Source organism: Paramesorhizobium deserti (assembly GCF_001558695.1).
GTDB lineage: Bacteria > Pseudomonadota > Alphaproteobacteria > Rhizobiales > Rhizobiaceae > Paramesorhizobium > Paramesorhizobium deserti.
In genome coordinates this window covers 258,242-273,111 of record NZ_LNTU01000038.1, presented here as the reverse complement: position 1 = coordinate 273,111, position 14,870 = coordinate 258,242, and the positions used below count along the sequence as shown (strand labels likewise).

Below are 14,870 nucleotides of genomic sequence, written 5' to 3'. Positions count from 1 at the left end.
GCGAAATAAGACTGGTTCAGTATGCGGACAATGGCTTTTTTGCTCCGCGCAAGATCGCCGAAGCGCTGCGCACGACCAGCGAGGAAGTGGCGCGAACCGCGGGTCTCGGTCGGGATGCGGTGCAGCGCAAGGACCGTGTCCGCTCCGACAGGACACAGAAGCGGTTGCGTGAGATGGTCGAGGTCCTCAACAAGGTCGAGCCGCGTTTCGGCTCCGCCCTGATGGCCTATGCCTGGTATCGGTCCGAGCCGCTGCCCGGCTTCTCCGGCGAGACCGCCATGCAGTTGGTGCGCAGCGGACGCGCCGACGAGGTGCTCGACTATATCGACGCGGTCGATGCCGGCGTTCACGCCTGACATCGGCAATGCCCTATTGCGGCCAGCTTTTTCGCGCCCCCAATCCGGTCTATGCGCATGAACCGCTCTCGGGACGTGGGGGCGCACTCTATGGCGGACGCTTCAATCCGAAGGGAACGCCCGCGCTCTACACATCGCTATCGGCGCTGACCGCGCTCAGGGAGGCAAACCAGGTCGGCAACTTCAGCCTACCACCCTCGTCTCCTACGAAGCGGAGATCGACCACGTCTTCGACAGCCGAGACGACACGGCCCTTAGAGCGGAAGGCATGGATGCCGCCACCCTTGCCGATAGCACCTGGCGCGATCAGATGAAGACAACTGGAAAGGCACGGACGCAAGCCTTTGCCCGGCGGCTGATTGCCAAAGGCTACCAGGCATTGCTTGTCCGGAGTTATGCGTCGGGCACGGAGGAGACGGATCTCAATCTCGTGCTCTGGCAATGGGGAGATGCCGCCCCGCGCGTCTCATACTGATCGACGATGAGGGGCGGCTGACCCACAGGCCCCAAGGCCGGTAGCCGATTAACGACTTACCGCGCCAGCCACCCGCCATCAACTGGGATCACCGCGCCATGGACGTAGCGCGCCACCTTCGATGCCAGGAACACCGCGGCACCGCCAATATCCGACGCCTCACCCCAGCGGCCAGCCGGAATACGCTTGAGGATATCCTCGTTGCGCTGCCGGTCGGCGCGCAGCGCCTCGGTGTTGTTGGTGGCGATATAGCCGGGCGCGATCGCGTTGACATTGATGCCCTTGCCAGCCCATTCGCAAGCGAGCAGCTTCGTCAGACCGGCAATGCCGCTCTTGGAAGCCGTATAGGACGCGACACGGATGCCGCCCTGGAAGGACAGCATCGAGGCGATGTTGATGATGGTCCCCTCCGCCTGTCGGGCGAAAACATCGCGGGCGAAAGCCTGGCACAGGAAGAAGACGGACTTCAGGTTGACGTCCATCACCGCGTCCCAGTCGGCTTCCGTGAAATCGACCGCGTCAGCACGCCGGATGATGCCGGCATTGTTGACGAGAATATCGATGGAGCCGTGGTCCTCCGCCGCCTTCCCGAAAGCTGCGACGGCGGCGTCCTTGTCGGCAAAATCGGTCAGGCACTCGAACCCCGTCGCGCCGGCTTCCTCGAGTTGATCAAGCGTCTCGGCCATCGAGGATCGGCCGGCGCAGATCACTTGCGCACCAGCCTTGCCAAGCGAGAGCGCGATCGCCTGTCCGATACCGGTATTCGCACCGGTTACGAAGGCGCGGCGGCCAGAGAGATCGAAGAGCCCGCTCACCGCAGATCCTCCATCTTCACCATATCGACATCGCGGTAATCGACATTGTCGCCCGCCATCGCCCAGATGAAGGTATAGGACGCGGTGCCGGCGCCGCAATGCACCGACCAGCCCGGCGAAAGGATCGCCTGTTCGTTTTTCACCACCATATGGCGGGTTTCGGAGGGCTCGCCCATGAAATGGAAGACGCGCTGGTCCTCCGGCAGGTCGAAATAGAGATAGGCTTCAGAGCGCCGGTCGTGGACATGGGCCGGCATCGTGTTCCAGACGGAGCCTTCCGCGAGCTTGGTCATGCCGACGACGAGCTGGCAGGATTCCATCACGTCGGGATGAACGAACTGGAAGATGGAGCGCTCGTTGGAGGTCGCCCGGTCGCCGAGATCGATACGCTTGGCGTCGGCGATCCGCACCAGCCTTGTCGGCAGCGCGCGATGGGCGGGCGCGGAAAGGATGTAGAAGCGCGCATCCTTGCCCGAAAAGGTCAGCGCGCCGGCGCCCATGCCAACATAGAGCATGTCACGATTGCCGAGCGTATGATCCGTGCCGCCGACCGAGACCGTGCCCTCACCGCCGACATTGACGATCACGGCCTCACGCCGGTCGAGGAAGCCCGGCGTGCCGGTTTCCTTGGTCTCCTTGAGCTCAAGCGTGGTCGCGCCTGGCGCCGCCCCGCCGACGATCATGCGGTCGAGATGACTGTAGACGAGATTGATCCTGCCCTCGGTGAAGAGGTCCTCGATCAGGAACTCCTTGCGAAGCGCCGCCGTGTCCAGCGTCTTTGCATGGCGCGGGTCGATAGCCTGGCGCGTTTCGGTTTTCAGCATCTCTGCCTCCTCGTGTTTTCGAATTGGGATATGGATATGATCAGAGGAAATCGTCGCGACGCGGGGTGAACACGTCGATCAATGTTCCCGGCTCGAGCGCCCGGCAGGAGTGCACCGCATTGGAGGGCACGATCAGCGTGTCGCCTGCGCTGACGATGTGCGCAACGCCATCGATGGTAAACTCGAAGCGGCCCTCGCGTACATAGGTCGCCTGGATATGGGGGTGATGGTGCGGCGCGCCAAACCCGTCGGGCCCAAAGCGGAATTCCACCAGCATCACCTCCGGCGTGTGGGAAAGCACGCGGCGGCTTACCCCTCCCCCGGTCTCGACCCATGGAAGGGGATTTTGTCGATCCGTCATTTCATACCTCGTATTGCGTGGGCGCATGATGTCATCCGAAAACTGCTACGCACTTTTCGGCATCATGCTCTAATGAAACAGTTTCGGCAGCCACAACGACAGCGCCGGGATGTAGGTGACCAGCATCAGCACAGCGAGCGCGCCGCAATAGAACGGCCAGATCGTGCGCATCGCCTCCCAGATCCTGATCTTGCCCACCGCGCAGCCAACGAAAAGCACCGCGCCCACGGGCGGCGTGCACAGGCCGATACCGAGATTGAGCACGAGCAGCACACCGAAATGCACGGGATCCATGCCATAGGCCTGGACGACCGGCAGGAAGATCGGAGTGGTGATGATGATCAGCGGCGACATGTCCATGAAGGTGCCCAGGAAGAGCAGCAGAACATTGATCAGCAGGAAGATGACAAGCGGCTCGCTCGATATCGACTGCATGAAGGCGATCATCGTTGCCGGCACGCGCAGGAATGCGAGCAGCCAGCCGAAGGAGGCGGCGGCACCGATGATGAGGAGCACCATCGCCGTGGTGCGCACCGCGCCCATCGTTGCCTCGGCGAAGTCGCTCAGCGACATCGAACGGTAGACGGTTATGGTGATGAGGACCGCGTAGAGGATGGCGATGCAGGAGCTTTCCGTCGCGGTGAAAACGCCTGAACGCACGCCGCCGAAAATGATGCCGATCAGGATCAGGCCGGGGATGGCGGCCACCGCCAGCTGCGCAACCGCAACCCACCCCGGAAACTGTCCGAGCGGATAGCCACGTCTTTTGGCGACGGCCCAGGCGGCAACCATCAGGACGACCGCAAGCAGGAGCCCGGGAATGATGCCGGCGGTGAAGAGATCGGCGATCGAGATCATGCCGCCCGCCGAGATCGAATAGATGATCATATTATGCGAGGGCGGGATCATCAGCGCGATGATGGCGCTCGTCACGGTGACGTTGACGGCATAATCGACGCCATAGCCACGCGCCTTCATCTGCGGGATCATCAACCCACCGATCGCCGAGGCATCCGCCACAGCGGAACCGGAGATGCCGCCGAAAAGCGTGGAGGCGGCGATATTCACCTGCCCCAGCCCGCCGCGCAGATGGCCGAACAGGGAACCCGCGAAAGCGACCAGCCGCTGCGCTATGCCTCCGCGCACCATGAGGTCGCCAGCATAGATGAAGAACGGGATCGCCATCAGCGCGAAGGTGCTGACGCCGGCATTCATGCGCTGGAAAACCACCACCGGCGGAATGCCGAGATAAAGAACCGTGGCGAAGGATGCGATCCCCAGGCAGAACGCGATCGGCGTCCCAATCAGGAGAAGCAGGACGAAAGTGCCGAAAAGAACTGTGAGTGCCATTGATCTGCCTCAGGCCGTCGCGTCGATCATCTCGACGTCCAGCTTTTCCTGGCCGGAAAAGCGGCGTGCGAGACGCTCAAGTGTGAAAAGAACGATGAGAACGCCGCCGCCGAGGATGGGCAGGTAATCGACGCCGACCGGTAGGCGCAGCGACGGCATCACCGCCGACCAGGTGCCGCGCGCCAGATCAAAGCCGTACCAGACCATGCCTACGCCGAAAAAGAGGACCGCCATATCGCTGATCGTGCGCAGCACCGCCTTGCCCTTCTCCGGCAGCAGGAACAAAAGCACGTCGAAGCCGAGATGATAGCCCTCACGCACACCGACGGCGGCGCCCAGGAAGATGAACCAATTCATCAAAAGAACGGAAAGCGGCTCGGTCCAGCTTGGCGAAGCGTTGAGGACATAGCGCGCCCACACTTGCCATCCGGTGAAGGCCGTCATCAGGACGAGACCGATGCCGGCTGCCCATAGGGCAAGCGTCGAGATGCGGGATAGAACGGCAGCGCTTTGCCGCATGGCGGTCTGCATGACACGATCCTTGATGTATTTCTGAATAGTGAACGACGCTTTTCGCGTCCCCTCACCTGTTCGCTTTGCGAGCCACCCTCTCCCCATCGGGGAGAAGAGGCACTGACATTCCCCTCGACGTCCGTCTCCCCACCGGGGAGAAGACGGCCCGAAGGCCAAATAGTCGGTGCCTGCGAGGAACTTGCGAGAGGACTTCCGAAAAAGCCCTCTCGCTTCCGTGTTTACTGCGTCTCCTGAATACGCTTCACCAGATCCTTCAGAACATCGGTATTGGCGAATTTCTCGTAGACCGGCTTCATCGCGTCGATGAAGGGCTGCTTGTCAGGGTGTGTGACCTCGACGCCAGCCTCCTCGACAATCTTCTGCGATTCCTTTTCCTTGGCATCCCAGAGTTCGCGCATCTTGCCGACGGATTCCTTCGCCGCTTCGCGCACCGCCTGCTGATCCTCCGGCGAGAGCTTGTCCCAGCTCTTCTTCGACATCACCAGCACTTCCGGGGACATGGAATGCTCGTCGAGCGAATAATATTTGGCGACCTCGTAGTGCTTGGAGGATTCATAGCTCGGCCAGTTGTTCTCCGCGCCGTCGATAAGCCCCGTCTGGATGCCGGAATAGACCTCGCCATAGGCCATCGGCGTGGCGTTGGCGCCAAGCGCGTTGACCATGTCGACGAAGAGATCCGACTGGATGACGCGGAACTTCATGCCCTTCAGATCGTCGATCGTCTTGATCGGCTTCTTGGAATTATAGAAGGAACGCGCGCCAGAATCATAAAAAGCAAGGCCGATCAATTGCTGCGCCTCGAAGGCCTTCAGGATGTCGTCGCCGATCGGACCATCCATCACGGTGCGCATATGCTCCTTGGAACGGAAGATATAGGGCAGCGAAGGCGCGACGGTTTCCGGCACGATGCCGTTGAACGGCGCCATGTTGACGCGGTTGAGATCGATGACGCCGAACTGCGTCTGCTCGATGGTTTCCTTCTCCTCGCCGAGCTGGCGCGAATGGAAGACCTCGATACCGATGCGGCCATTGGTCTTCTGCTTAAGAAGTTCGCCCATATATTTGACGGCTTCCACAGTCGGATAGCCGTCCGGATGGGTGTCGGCGGATTTCAGCACCAGCTCCTGCGCACCCGCGGCGGCGATCGACGCCAGCAGCGATGCGGAAAGCGCCAGTGCGGCGCTGAATTTTCCAAAATATTTCATGTCTTCTCCTCCCGATTTGGGCACCTGCCCCGTTGATAAATCGCTGGCTAGAGCCTGTAGGCCTCCTTCACCAGCCGGTAAGTCAGATCGTGCGCCACCTCATGGGCCTCGTCCTCGCGAAGCCTGCCGGTTACCACCAGTTCCGCCAGAAAGGCGCAGTCCACCCGGCGCGCGACGTCGTGGCGCGCCGGGATCGAACAAAAGGCGCGCGTGTCGTCGTTGAAGCCGACGGTATTGTAGAAACCCGCCGTCTCGGTCGTCAGTTCACGGAAGCGCCGCATGCCTTCGGCACTGTCAAAGAACCACCAGGCCGGTCCGAGCTTCAGGCAGGGATAGACGCCGGCTAGCGGCGCCAGCTCGCGCGAATAGGCGGTCTCGTCCAGCGTGAACAGGATGACGGAAAGGCCGGGCTCGGTGCCGACCACATCGAGCATCGGCTTCAACGCCTTGACATAATCCGTTCGCGTCGGGATATCGAAGCCCTTGTCGCGGCCGAAACGGTTGAAGATCGCTTGCGAATGGTTGCGCCAGGAGCCTGGATGGATCTGCATCACCAGGCCGTCATCAAGGCTCATGCGCGCCATCTCGGTCAGCATATGGCCGCGAAAGGCATCCGCTTCCTCGGCTGAAATATCCCCCCTAAGCGCCTTCTGATAGAGCCGCTCGGCCTCGCCACGGTCAAGGTTCTCCGTGCGCGCCGTCGCATGGCCGTGATCCGTGGAAGTCGCGCCGAGCGATTTGAAAAAGCGGCGGCGGGCACGATGTGCGTCGAGATAACCGGCAAAATTTCCAACATTTTCGCCGGAGATTTCGCCAAAAATTTCGATATTCTCTCGGAAACCCTGAAACGCTGGGTCGACCACCGCGTCCGGCCGGTAGGCGGTGATCACCCGGCCCGTCCAGCCGGATTCGCCGATCTTCTGGTGCCAGCGCAGATCGTCAAGCGGGCTCTCCGTGGTGGCGATCACCTCGATGTTGAAACGCTCGAAAAGCGCGCGCGGCCGATAGTCCAGCTGGGCCAGCCGCTCAGCGATGCGGTCATAGTAGAAATCCGCCGTCTTGGCCGAGAGCACCACATCGATATCGAACAGCGTGGAGAAGGAATGGTCGAGCCAGAGACGCGTGGGCGTGCCGCGGAACAGATGATAATTCTCCGCAAAGCGACGCCATATCTTACGGCTGTCGGTCTCGACAGCCGTGCCGTCGCGCGTCGGAACGCCCAGTTCCTCGAGCTTCACGCCTTGGCCAAACAGCATGCGAAAGACATAGTGGTCCGGCACGACAAAGAGCTGCGCCGGGTCGGGAAAGGCCTCGTTTTCAGCGTACCAGCGCGGATCGGTGTGGCCATGCGGACTGACGATGGGCAGATCACGGATATGGGCGTAAAGTTCGCGCGCCACGGAACGCGTGCCGGGGTCGGCCGGGAAAAGCCGGTCTACGTCCAACAATGTCTCTTCACGCCCTCGCGCGCGCTGCTGCGCCATCGACATGCAGGCATTCCCTCCCAAAATCATTTATCAGTACCCACGAAAGGACCGGAAATTCGATCCTGGCGGCGGCTGGCCTTCTTAGTAAAAACTGGTATGGTAGATTTGTAAATAGGGAAAACGGCTCGAAATGGACCTACTTTCGACCAAGGAGGAAAAGCTGGCGGAAAAGCCGGAAATCGGGGATCCGACCATCGCGGATCGTGTCTTCGCGACGCTGCACTCGGCCATTCTCACCCTGCAGATGCCACCTGGCGCGAAGTTCTCGGAAGCCGAGATCGCCAAGCAACTGGGCGTCTCGCGCCAGCCGGTGCGCGAAGCCTTCATCCGGCTTGCGCAGATCGAATTCGTCCGCATACAGCCCAAGCGGGCGACCGAGGTGTGCAAGATCTCCGAGGCCGCCGTTCTCAATGCCCGCTTCATCCGCGAGGCGCTGGAAGCGGCGGTGATAAGGGATGCCTGCGTGCATCGCTCCGAGATGCTGATCGACTGCCTGGAGGATATCGTCGAGCGCCAGCGCAAGGCGGTCGACGTCAATGAGCGCGAGCTCTTCCACGATCTCGACGATGCTTTTCATCGCTCTATCGCCGAAGGATCGGGCCGCGGCCTCGTCTGGACGCTAATCAACGAGCAAAAGGCGCAGATGGACCGGGTGCGCTATCTCAGCCTCGCCTTCAACGAGCCCGTCGTCATCAAGGAACATGCCGCCATCATCGATGCGCTGCGCGACCGCGACGCGGCGCGCGCCGAAGCGGCAATGCGTCACCATCTGTCACGCATCAACTCGATCATCGCCGTGCTGCGCCAGCAGCATCCGCAATATTTCGCCGCGCCCGAAACAGTTAAGGGGCCGGACAAGCCGACCCCTTGAGAAAATGACGGATACCCGCGCCGGTCAGGCCGGCGCGGTGGCTTTCAGCCGCTTCTTCGCCCGCCGGCTCAGGAAAACCGGAAGAGCGGCCATTGCAGCGGCAAGCACCCACAGCACCAGCGAAATCTTGCTCTGGAACAGAATGGAGATGTCTCCGCCGCTGATCGCCAGCGCGTTGCGCAGATTGATCTCCATGACGTGGCCGAGCACGAAGCCGAGGATGATCGGCGCCATATCGAAGCCCAGCTTGCGCAACAGCCAGCCCACCATGCCGATCCCGAGCATCAGGAGCACCGAGAAGCTCGACGCGTGGGTGGAATAGACACCGACGATCGACAGGACCAGGATGCCCGGCACGAGCAGCCAGTTCGGCACCGTCAAGACACGGGCAAACAGGTTGACGAGCGGCAGGTTGAGGATCAACAGCAGGATATTGCCGATGAAGAGCGAGGCGACCAGGCCGCCAACAATCTCCGGACGCTCGGTGAGCAGCATCGGACCCGGCTGGATGTTGTAGAGCATCAGCGCGCCGAGCATGACGGCGGTGGTGCCGGAGCCCGGCACGCCCAGCGTCAGCATCGGCACGAAGGCGCCGCAGGCGGTGGCGTTGTTGGCGGCCTCTGGAGCCGCCAGGCCACGCACATCGCCCTTGCCGAAAGTACCCTCGGTGTCCGACAGGCGCTTGGCGGTGGTGTAGGCGATCGCACTCGACACCGAGGCCCCGGCGCCCGGCAGCACGCCGACGACGAAGCCCATCACGGCGCTGCGCAACGCAGTACCGACGGATTTGCGAATATCGTCGGCCCGCGCGATCATCCGCCCAAGCTGCCTGATGACAGTGAAGCCTGAAGCCTGGTTTTCGAGGATGATAAGCGCTTCGGAAATCGAGAAAAGCCCGATCACCAGCACCACGAACTCGATGCCGTCGCCAAGTTCCGGCTCGTTGAAGGTGAAGCGGTAGGCGCCGGACGTCGCATCGAGGCCGACCGTCGCAAGCATCAGCCCGAGCGTGCAGCCGATAAGCGTCTTCACCGGCTGGCTGCCGACCATGGAGCCGAGCGTGGCGAAGGCGAAGACCATCAGCACGAAATATTCAGCCGGACCGAAGCCCGTGGCGAGGCCGGCGAGCAGCGGTGCAAACAGCGCCAGACCGGTCGCGCCGATCATGCCGCCGACGAAGGAGGCAAGCCCGCTCAGCATCAGCGCCTCGCCGGCACGGCCCTGGCGCGCCAGCGGATAGCCGTCGATGGCGCTCATCACTGCGCCGGCGTCGCCCGGCACGTTGAGCAGGATGGACGAAATCCGCCCGCCATATTCGGCGCCGCAATAGATCGAGGCAAGCAGGATCATCGTGCTTTCCGGCGGCAGGCCCATCGTATAGGCGATCGGCAAGAGCAGCGCGATGCCATTGATCGGGCCGATCGCCGGCAGTGCGCCGACCATCGTGCCGATGAAACAGCCGATGAAGCCGATTGTCAGGTTCTGCAGTGTGAGGGCAACGGAAAAGCCGCCCCAGAGATATTCGAGATTCATGGAAATATCCTCGGTCAGGTTCCCCGCTTCCGGCTTAGCCGAAAAGCGTGCCCTTCGGCAGATAGACCTCAAGCAGCCAGGAGAAGACGAACCACCACAGGAGAGCATGCCCGGCGGCGCCGATCAGCGCCTTGCGCAGCGGCGCACCGAAGACCCAGCCCACTCCCGCCGTCAGGATGAAGATCGACGCAGCAAAGCCGAGCGGCTCCAGAAGAAGTACGGCAATGATGATGAGTGTTGGAACGGCGAGTGTCTTGACGAGAAGCGGTCCGGTCGGGAAAGCCTCGGCTATTCCCGGCTTTCGCAGGTAGAACAGGCACAAGATGCCAAGCACGATCGCCAGCGCGACCGGCATCACCCGCGGCCCGAGCGGATCGGACGCAAAGGCATATTCGATCCGGCTGCCGCCGATACCATAGGCGACCGCCAGGGCGAGAAGACAGACGCCGCCTACTCTTCCGGCAAGGGATGTACTTTTTGTTTTGTCCGACATCGATTTTCTCCGTCGTTTGCACGAAGAGGAAAGGCGGCTTGCCGGATACCGGCAAACCGCTTCACGTCATTACATGCCTGCTTCCTTGGCAAGCACCTTGAAGCGGGCGACATCGGACTTCACCTGATCGTCGAAATCCTTGCCGATGAGGGTGAATTCATAAAGGCCGCGCGCCTCGCGCTCCTTCTTGAACTCCGGCGTCTCAGCCAGCTTGTTGAGGGTATCCACCCACCAGTTGTAATCGGCATCGGAAACATCCTTGCCGACGTAATAGCCGCGCCAGACCGGCCATTCGATATCGACGCCCTGCTCCTTGGCGGTCGGCACTTCGGCCAGTTCGCCCGGCAGGCGTTCCGGCGACATGACAGCGAGGATGCGGACTTTTCCGGCGGTATGATGCTGCACCATCTCGGCGGCATCGCCGGAGCCGACCTTGACATGGCCGCCCTCCAGCGCCGTCAGCACGGCGCCACCGCCCTCCAGCGCGACGTAGCGCATCGACTTCGGATCCTGGCCCGCGGCCTTTGCAAGGATCGCACCCTTCATCCAGTCCTGCGACCCAACGGCGCCGCCGCCGGCAATAGCGAAATCGGAAGGATTGGCCTTGTAGGCCTCGATCAGTTCGCCAAGATTCTTGATCGGCGAATCCGCGGCGACGACCAGCACGCCGTAATCAGCGCCCAGCGCGCCGAGCCAGCGGACGGCGTTCTCGTCATACTGGCCGAACTTGCCTTGGGCGATCAGCAGCGCCGAGCCGGAAGAAGCAGCAGTGATCAGATTGCCGTCGGAGCCGCGCTTGCCGATCACGTGGTTATAGGCCACCGCGCCGACGCCGCCTTCCATATAAGTGACAGCCATGGGCTTGCTAATCAGCTTGGCTTCGAGCAGCGAATTGGCCGCCAGACGGCAGGTCAGGTCGAAGCCGCCGCCGGGCTTTGCCCCGGCGAGACATTCGGGCTTCGCCGGCTCCGCCATCGCGTTTCCCGCCAGCGCCGCGAACAGCATGCCGACGACGAGGGCTCCAGTCTTCAATTTCATCATAATCCTCTCCCACGTTGATTATATCGGCCTACGCCGGATGCCGGATCTCGTCACAACGGCATGCAGGCCGTCGCATCGCATGCAGTCACGATGCATCGGCCCTGTGCAGAGAACCCCGCGGAAGCTCCTGGCTTCCGTATTCGGGTGAGTTTCGCGATTTCCTCCGCGCCGCTGTCCGGTCCTTCTCCCGCGGACAGGCTGCTGCATTCATAGAAGGGAAACCTGTCACCATGCTGTCACGGGAGAATCCAGCGGTGGCCGTTTCCACGCGCTTCTTCTTGATTGCCGCCATTTTCCGTGCAAATGCATCAAAATGCGCATTCTTCTTGTCGAGGATACCCAGGACGTGGGGGAGGCGATCAGCCACCGGTTCGAGACGGTCGGGCATACGGTCGATTGGGAAACCGATGGCCAGGCCGCGTCCGACATCCTCGATTTCACCGATTACGACTTGGTCATTCTCGACGTCATGCTCCCCAGCCTCGATGGATTCGAGATCCTGCGCCGCCTGCGCCAGGCCAGGAAGTCCATCCCCGTCCTGGTGCTGACGGCACGTTCCGAGATCGAGGATCGTGTGGGAGCGCTGGATCTCGGCGCCGACGACTATCTCGTCAAGCCGTTCGATTTCCGCGAACTGGAGGCGCGCGCCCGCGTTCTCCTGCGCCGCCATGCCGGGGAAGCGACCAATCTGATCGAGTGCGGCGACATCGTCCTCGACCGATCGAGCCGCAGCGTACGGGTCGGCAAGCGCGAGGTGCAGTTAAAGCGCCGGGAAATGACGCTCTTGGAAATCCTCGCCACGCGCCCGGGCCGCGTCTTCAGCAAGGACGAACTGCTCGACCAGCTCTTCGGCTTCGAGGAGCCGGCCGGCCATCACAACGCCATCGAGCTCTATGTCGGCCGGCTGCGCAAGAAACTTGAGGGTTCGCGCGCCCGCATCGTCACCGTCCGCGGCCTCGGCTACCAGCTGGTCTCCGATGACACGGCGTGAGCCCTCGCTTTTCTGGCGTCTGGCGCTAAGGGTTGCCCTCGTCCTGTGCACGGGAGCGGCATTGCTGATCACTGCCGCCTGGTATTACGCCAGGGCCGCGGCGGACGACGCCTATGACCGGCTGCTGCTCGGCGCGGCGATCCAGATGGCGGAAAGCCTGACCGTCGACGCGGGCCATCTCGTCATTAACCTGCCATCATCAGCTTTCGAACTGCTTGGGCTGGCGGCGAGCGACCGTATCTTCTACCGCGTCGTGGACCCCGCCGGGCGGACGTTGACCGGCTATGATGATCTCCAGACGGATATCGATCTCGATACAGTCCGCGCCGATCCGGTCTTTGCTTCCACGCAATTTCGCGGCGTTCCGGTTCGCCTCACCATCGTCGCCCGCGCGCTTTCGGATCCCACCCTCTCGGGCTTCGCTCATGTCATTGTTGCGCAGACGACGGAGGCCCGCAGGGCGCTCGCCAGCGAGCTGACCTATCGGGCTACGATTCTCGTTGCGGCGATGAGCCTCCTCGCCCTGGCGGGAACCATGCTCGCCATCCGCTACTCGCTGCAGCCGATCGCCCATCTGGGCGCCGCGATGCGCCGCCGCGATCCGCAGGACCTGACCCCGGTCGAGGTCGAGGCGCCGCGCGAACTTCAGCCCTTCCTAGCCTCGATCAATCATTTCATGGGCCGGCTCAACGAGCGGGTGGACCTTTTGCAGCGTTTCATCGCCGATGCCGCCCATCAGATCAGGACGCCATTGACTGCGCTCTCAGCGCAGGTGGACCTGCTCGGCCAGGACCAGATGGACGAATCCGGCCGCCGGCATCTCGCCCGGGTGAAGAAGCGTGCCGATGAACTGGCGCGGCTGACGAACCAGCTCTTGAGCCACGCCATGGTGATCCACCGTTCGGAATCGGTGCAATTGGCGCCGGTCAATCTGGTGGATATTGCAAGGCGCGCCTTCCGCGCGGCCATCCCGATCACCATTGATCCAGATATCGTGGTCTCGTTCGAGGCGCCCAACGAAGCGCCCATGGTGCTGGGCGATCCGGTCTCCCTACGCGAGGCGATTGTCAACGTGATCGACAATTCGCTCAGGCATGGAACGATATCGCGCCTCGAAGTGCGGGTCGTCAGCGACAAAGACAATGCGCGTGTCGAAGTCGAGGACGACGGGCCGGGCATTCCGCCCAAGGAATGGGAAAAGGTGACGCAGCGCTTCGTCACGTCCAAGGCGCATGAGGGCAGCGGCGGCCTTGGTTTCGCCATTGCGTCAGAGGTTGCAACCGCCCATGGCGGCAATCTCGGCTTCCGCGAAAAAGGAGAATGCGGCTTCACCGTCTATCTCGAAATTCCCCTGGCGAGCGGAGAAGCAGAAGTAAGGAAACAGAAATGAAGAATGCTCTGATCCGCTTTTGCGCCGCCACGGCGGCCGTCATTTTCTTCGCCGGTTCGGCAAATGCGCTGGAGGGCAGCCGCCACTTCTTCGCGGCCGGAGAGGTCGAACGCGACGTGCTCTCCATCCATGCGGCCACCGACATCGACGCGATGAAACCGCTCATCCTCGACTTCCAGAAGATGGCTCCCGAGATCGCCGTCGAATATGTCGAATATGTCACCAACGATCTCTACAATGATGCGGACAAGGCCTGCGGCAATGGGAGCGCGCTTGGCAGCATCTATCTGTCGTCCTCCGTCGACCAGTTGGTTAAACTCGCCAATGACGGCTGCGCCGTACCGCATCGTTCGCCACGGACCGGAAGCGTCGCCCCATGGGCCAATTGGCGCGACGAGGTCTTCGGCTTCACTTTCGAGCCGTCCGTCTTCGTCTATAACAGCAATCTGGTGCCCGCCGGAGACGTACCCCGGACGCATGTGGAGCTCGCCGATCTGCTTCGCCGCAAGCTCGATTTCTATCGCGGGCGGATCGGCACCTATGATCTGCGCCAGTCCGGCATCGGCTATCTGCTCGCCTTCTATGACGCGAAGCAGACGACCACCGTCTATGGCCGTCTTCTGGAGAGCATGAGCCGTGCCGATGCCGCTGTCCGCTGTTGTAACAGCGAGGTCCTGCAGCAGGTGGCGAGCGGCAATTTCTACATCGGCTACAATATTCTCGGCTCCTACGCCTATGCCGAGCACAAGCGGAATCCGCAGTTGAAGATCGTCCTACCCCGCGATTACACGCTGATTCTCAGCCGAGGCGCGATGATCCCGAAGAATGCGACGCGCGGCGATCTCGGCGCCCGGTTTCTCGATTATCTGCTATCGCCGCGGGGCCAGGCCGTCGCCCGCGAGAAGGCCTTCTTCTTTTCCGAAAAAGGTCCCCTGCCGCCGGATGTCGACGGCCCGCTGACGCTCGTCCAATCCGGTATCGCGCGGCCGATCCGCATCGGCCCGGAGCTTCTCGCCGCCCAGGATCATGCGCAGCGCGAGCGTTTCATCGCTGACTGGAGTAATCTGATCATCGGCGGCGGCAGGGCCATGCGATAAGCCACCGCATCAGAAACAAAAAATTCTCGACCTGATGTCGGGAAAGG

At 62.0% G+C, this 14,870-nt stretch carries 15 protein-coding genes and 1 pseudogene; 6 read left to right on the top strand and 10 right to left on the bottom strand.

Annotated elements, in window-relative coordinates; all coding sequences use genetic code 11:
* Window positions 1-5: 5 nt before the first annotated feature.
* Together ATN84_RS22270 and ATN84_RS22265 are read left to right on the top strand one after the other, a co-directional pair.
* The gene (locus tag ATN84_RS22270) at window positions 6-356 is read left to right on the top strand and encodes an MbcA/ParS/Xre antitoxin family protein (protein WP_068884695.1); all 351 of its coding nucleotides are present in this window, start codon (window positions 6-8) and stop codon (window positions 354-356) included.
* An 8-nt stretch (window positions 357-364) separates the two neighbouring features.
* A pseudogene (locus tag ATN84_RS22265) lies at window positions 365-831 on the top strand (RES family NAD+ phosphorylase).
* A 56-nt stretch (window positions 832-887) separates the two neighbouring features.
* Here ATN84_RS22265 and kduD read toward each other — a convergent pair.
* From kduD to uxaC, 7 genes are all read right to left on the bottom strand, one after another.
* Window positions 888-1,646, bottom strand: a complete 759-nt coding sequence (gene kduD / locus ATN84_RS22260; RefSeq protein ID WP_068884694.1) for a 2-dehydro-3-deoxy-D-gluconate 5-dehydrogenase KduD — start codon at window positions 1,644-1,646, stop codon at window positions 888-890.
* On the bottom strand, window positions 1,643-2,470 hold the full coding sequence (gene kduI / locus ATN84_RS22255) for a 5-dehydro-4-deoxy-D-glucuronate isomerase (protein WP_068884693.1): 828 nt from the start codon (window positions 2,468-2,470) through the stop codon (window positions 1,643-1,645). Before kduI ends, kduD begins: the two co-directional genes overlap by 4 nt.
* 40 nt (window positions 2,471-2,510) lie before the next feature.
* Window positions 2,511-2,831 (bottom strand): cupin domain-containing protein, encoded by a 321-nt coding sequence (locus ATN84_RS22250; RefSeq protein WP_068884692.1) that lies wholly within the window; start codon window positions 2,829-2,831, stop codon window positions 2,511-2,513.
* Between the two features lie 69 nt (window positions 2,832-2,900).
* Complete coding sequence (locus ATN84_RS22245; protein WP_068884691.1) at window positions 2,901-4,181, bottom strand: TRAP transporter large permease; 1,281 nt, start codon at window positions 4,179-4,181, stop codon at window positions 2,901-2,903.
* 9 nt (window positions 4,182-4,190) lie between these two features.
* Entirely contained in the window at window positions 4,191-4,712 is a 522-nt protein-coding gene (locus ATN84_RS22240) for a TRAP transporter small permease (RefSeq protein WP_068884690.1), read from the bottom strand.
* Window positions 4,713-4,933: 221 nt separating this feature from the next.
* Window positions 4,934-5,920: a TRAP transporter substrate-binding protein gene (locus ATN84_RS22235; protein WP_068884689.1), complete on the bottom strand. Its 987-nt coding sequence runs from the start codon at window positions 5,918-5,920 to the stop codon at window positions 4,934-4,936.
* 47 nt (window positions 5,921-5,967) lie between these two features.
* Window positions 5,968-7,410, bottom strand: a complete 1,443-nt coding sequence (gene uxaC / locus ATN84_RS22230; RefSeq protein WP_244491169.1) for a glucuronate isomerase — start codon at window positions 7,408-7,410, stop codon at window positions 5,968-5,970.
* A gap of 127 nt (window positions 7,411-7,537) precedes the next feature.
* Here uxaC and ATN84_RS22225 point away from each other — a divergent pair, with 127 nt between their 5' ends.
* Complete coding sequence (locus ATN84_RS22225) at window positions 7,538-8,278, top strand: GntR family transcriptional regulator (RefSeq protein WP_068884688.1); 741 nt, start codon at window positions 7,538-7,540, stop codon at window positions 8,276-8,278.
* A gap of 24 nt (window positions 8,279-8,302) precedes the next feature.
* Here the strand turns inward: ATN84_RS22225 and ATN84_RS22220 are convergent, their stop codons facing one another.
* The 3 genes from ATN84_RS22220 to ATN84_RS22210 form a co-directional block, all read right to left on the bottom strand.
* Window positions 8,303-9,811, bottom strand: a complete 1,509-nt coding sequence (locus tag ATN84_RS22220; protein WP_068884687.1) for a tripartite tricarboxylate transporter permease — start codon at window positions 9,809-9,811, stop codon at window positions 8,303-8,305.
* 34 nt (window positions 9,812-9,845) lie between these two features.
* A complete protein-coding gene (locus ATN84_RS22215; protein WP_068884686.1) occupies window positions 9,846-10,304 on the bottom strand; it encodes a tripartite tricarboxylate transporter TctB family protein in 459 nt (152 codons plus the stop codon).
* Between the two features lie 69 nt (window positions 10,305-10,373).
* Window positions 10,374-11,345, bottom strand: coding sequence for a Bug family tripartite tricarboxylate transporter substrate binding protein (locus tag ATN84_RS22210; RefSeq protein WP_201026424.1), 972 nt, complete (start codon window positions 11,343-11,345; stop codon window positions 10,374-10,376).
* Window positions 11,346-11,658: 313 nt separating this feature from the next.
* Here ATN84_RS22210 and ATN84_RS22205 point away from each other — a divergent pair, with 313 nt between their 5' ends.
* From ATN84_RS22205 to ATN84_RS22195, 3 genes are read left to right on the top strand one after another with little or no spacing between them, the layout of a single operon-like run.
* Complete coding sequence (locus ATN84_RS22205; RefSeq protein WP_068884685.1) at window positions 11,659-12,336, top strand: response regulator transcription factor; 678 nt, start codon at window positions 11,659-11,661, stop codon at window positions 12,334-12,336.
* Window positions 12,323-13,726: a sensor histidine kinase gene (locus ATN84_RS22200; protein ID WP_068884684.1), complete on the top strand. Its 1,404-nt coding sequence runs from the start codon at window positions 12,323-12,325 to the stop codon at window positions 13,724-13,726. Before ATN84_RS22205 ends, ATN84_RS22200 begins: the two co-directional genes overlap by 14 nt.
* The gene (locus tag ATN84_RS22195) at window positions 13,723-14,823 is read left to right on the top strand and encodes an ABC transporter substrate-binding protein (protein ID WP_082766436.1); all 1,101 of its coding nucleotides are present in this window, start codon (window positions 13,723-13,725) and stop codon (window positions 14,821-14,823) included. Before ATN84_RS22200 ends, ATN84_RS22195 begins: the two co-directional genes overlap by 4 nt.
* The last annotated feature ends 47 nt before the right edge of the window (window positions 14,824-14,870 follow it).

What these genes read in the sequence shown, in the direction of transcription:
- kduI (WP_068884693.1), bottom strand. Translation starts at nt 2,470, where the DNA reads ATGCTGAAAACCGAAACGCGCCAGGCTATCGACCCGCGCCATGCAAAG.
- ATN84_RS22250 (WP_068884692.1), bottom strand. Translation starts at nt 2,831, where the DNA reads ATGACGGATCGACAAAATCCCCTTCCATGGGTCGAGACCGGGGGAGGG.
- ATN84_RS22245 (WP_068884691.1), bottom strand. Translation starts at nt 4,181, where the DNA reads ATGGCACTCACAGTTCTTTTCGGCACTTTCGTCCTGCTTCTCCTGATT.
- ATN84_RS22240 (WP_068884690.1), bottom strand. Translation starts at nt 4,712, where the DNA reads ATGCAGACCGCCATGCGGCAAAGCGCTGCCGTTCTATCCCGCATCTCG.
- ATN84_RS22235 (WP_068884689.1), bottom strand. Translation starts at nt 5,920, where the DNA reads ATGAAATATTTTGGAAAATTCAGCGCCGCACTGGCGCTTTCCGCATCG.
- uxaC (WP_244491169.1), bottom strand. Translation starts at nt 7,410, where the DNA reads ATGTCGATGGCGCAGCAGCGCGCGCGAGGGCGTGAAGAGACATTGTTG.
- ATN84_RS22225 (WP_068884688.1), top strand. Translation starts at nt 7,538, where the DNA reads ATGGACCTACTTTCGACCAAGGAGGAAAAGCTGGCGGAAAAGCCGGAA.
- ATN84_RS22220 (WP_068884687.1), bottom strand. Translation starts at nt 9,811, where the DNA reads ATGAATCTCGAATATCTCTGGGGCGGCTTTTCCGTTGCCCTCACACTG.
- ATN84_RS22215 (WP_068884686.1), bottom strand. Translation starts at nt 10,304, where the DNA reads ATGTCGGACAAAACAAAAAGTACATCCCTTGCCGGAAGAGTAGGCGGC.
- ATN84_RS22210 (WP_201026424.1), bottom strand. Translation starts at nt 11,345, where the DNA reads ATGATGAAATTGAAGACTGGAGCCCTCGTCGTCGGCATGCTGTTCGCG.
- ATN84_RS22205 (WP_068884685.1), top strand. Translation starts at nt 11,659, where the DNA reads ATGCGCATTCTTCTTGTCGAGGATACCCAGGACGTGGGGGAGGCGATC.
- ATN84_RS22200 (WP_068884684.1), top strand. Translation starts at nt 12,323, where the DNA reads ATGACACGGCGTGAGCCCTCGCTTTTCTGGCGTCTGGCGCTAAGGGTT.
- ATN84_RS22195 (WP_082766436.1), top strand. Translation starts at nt 13,723, where the DNA reads ATGAAGAATGCTCTGATCCGCTTTTGCGCCGCCACGGCGGCCGTCATT.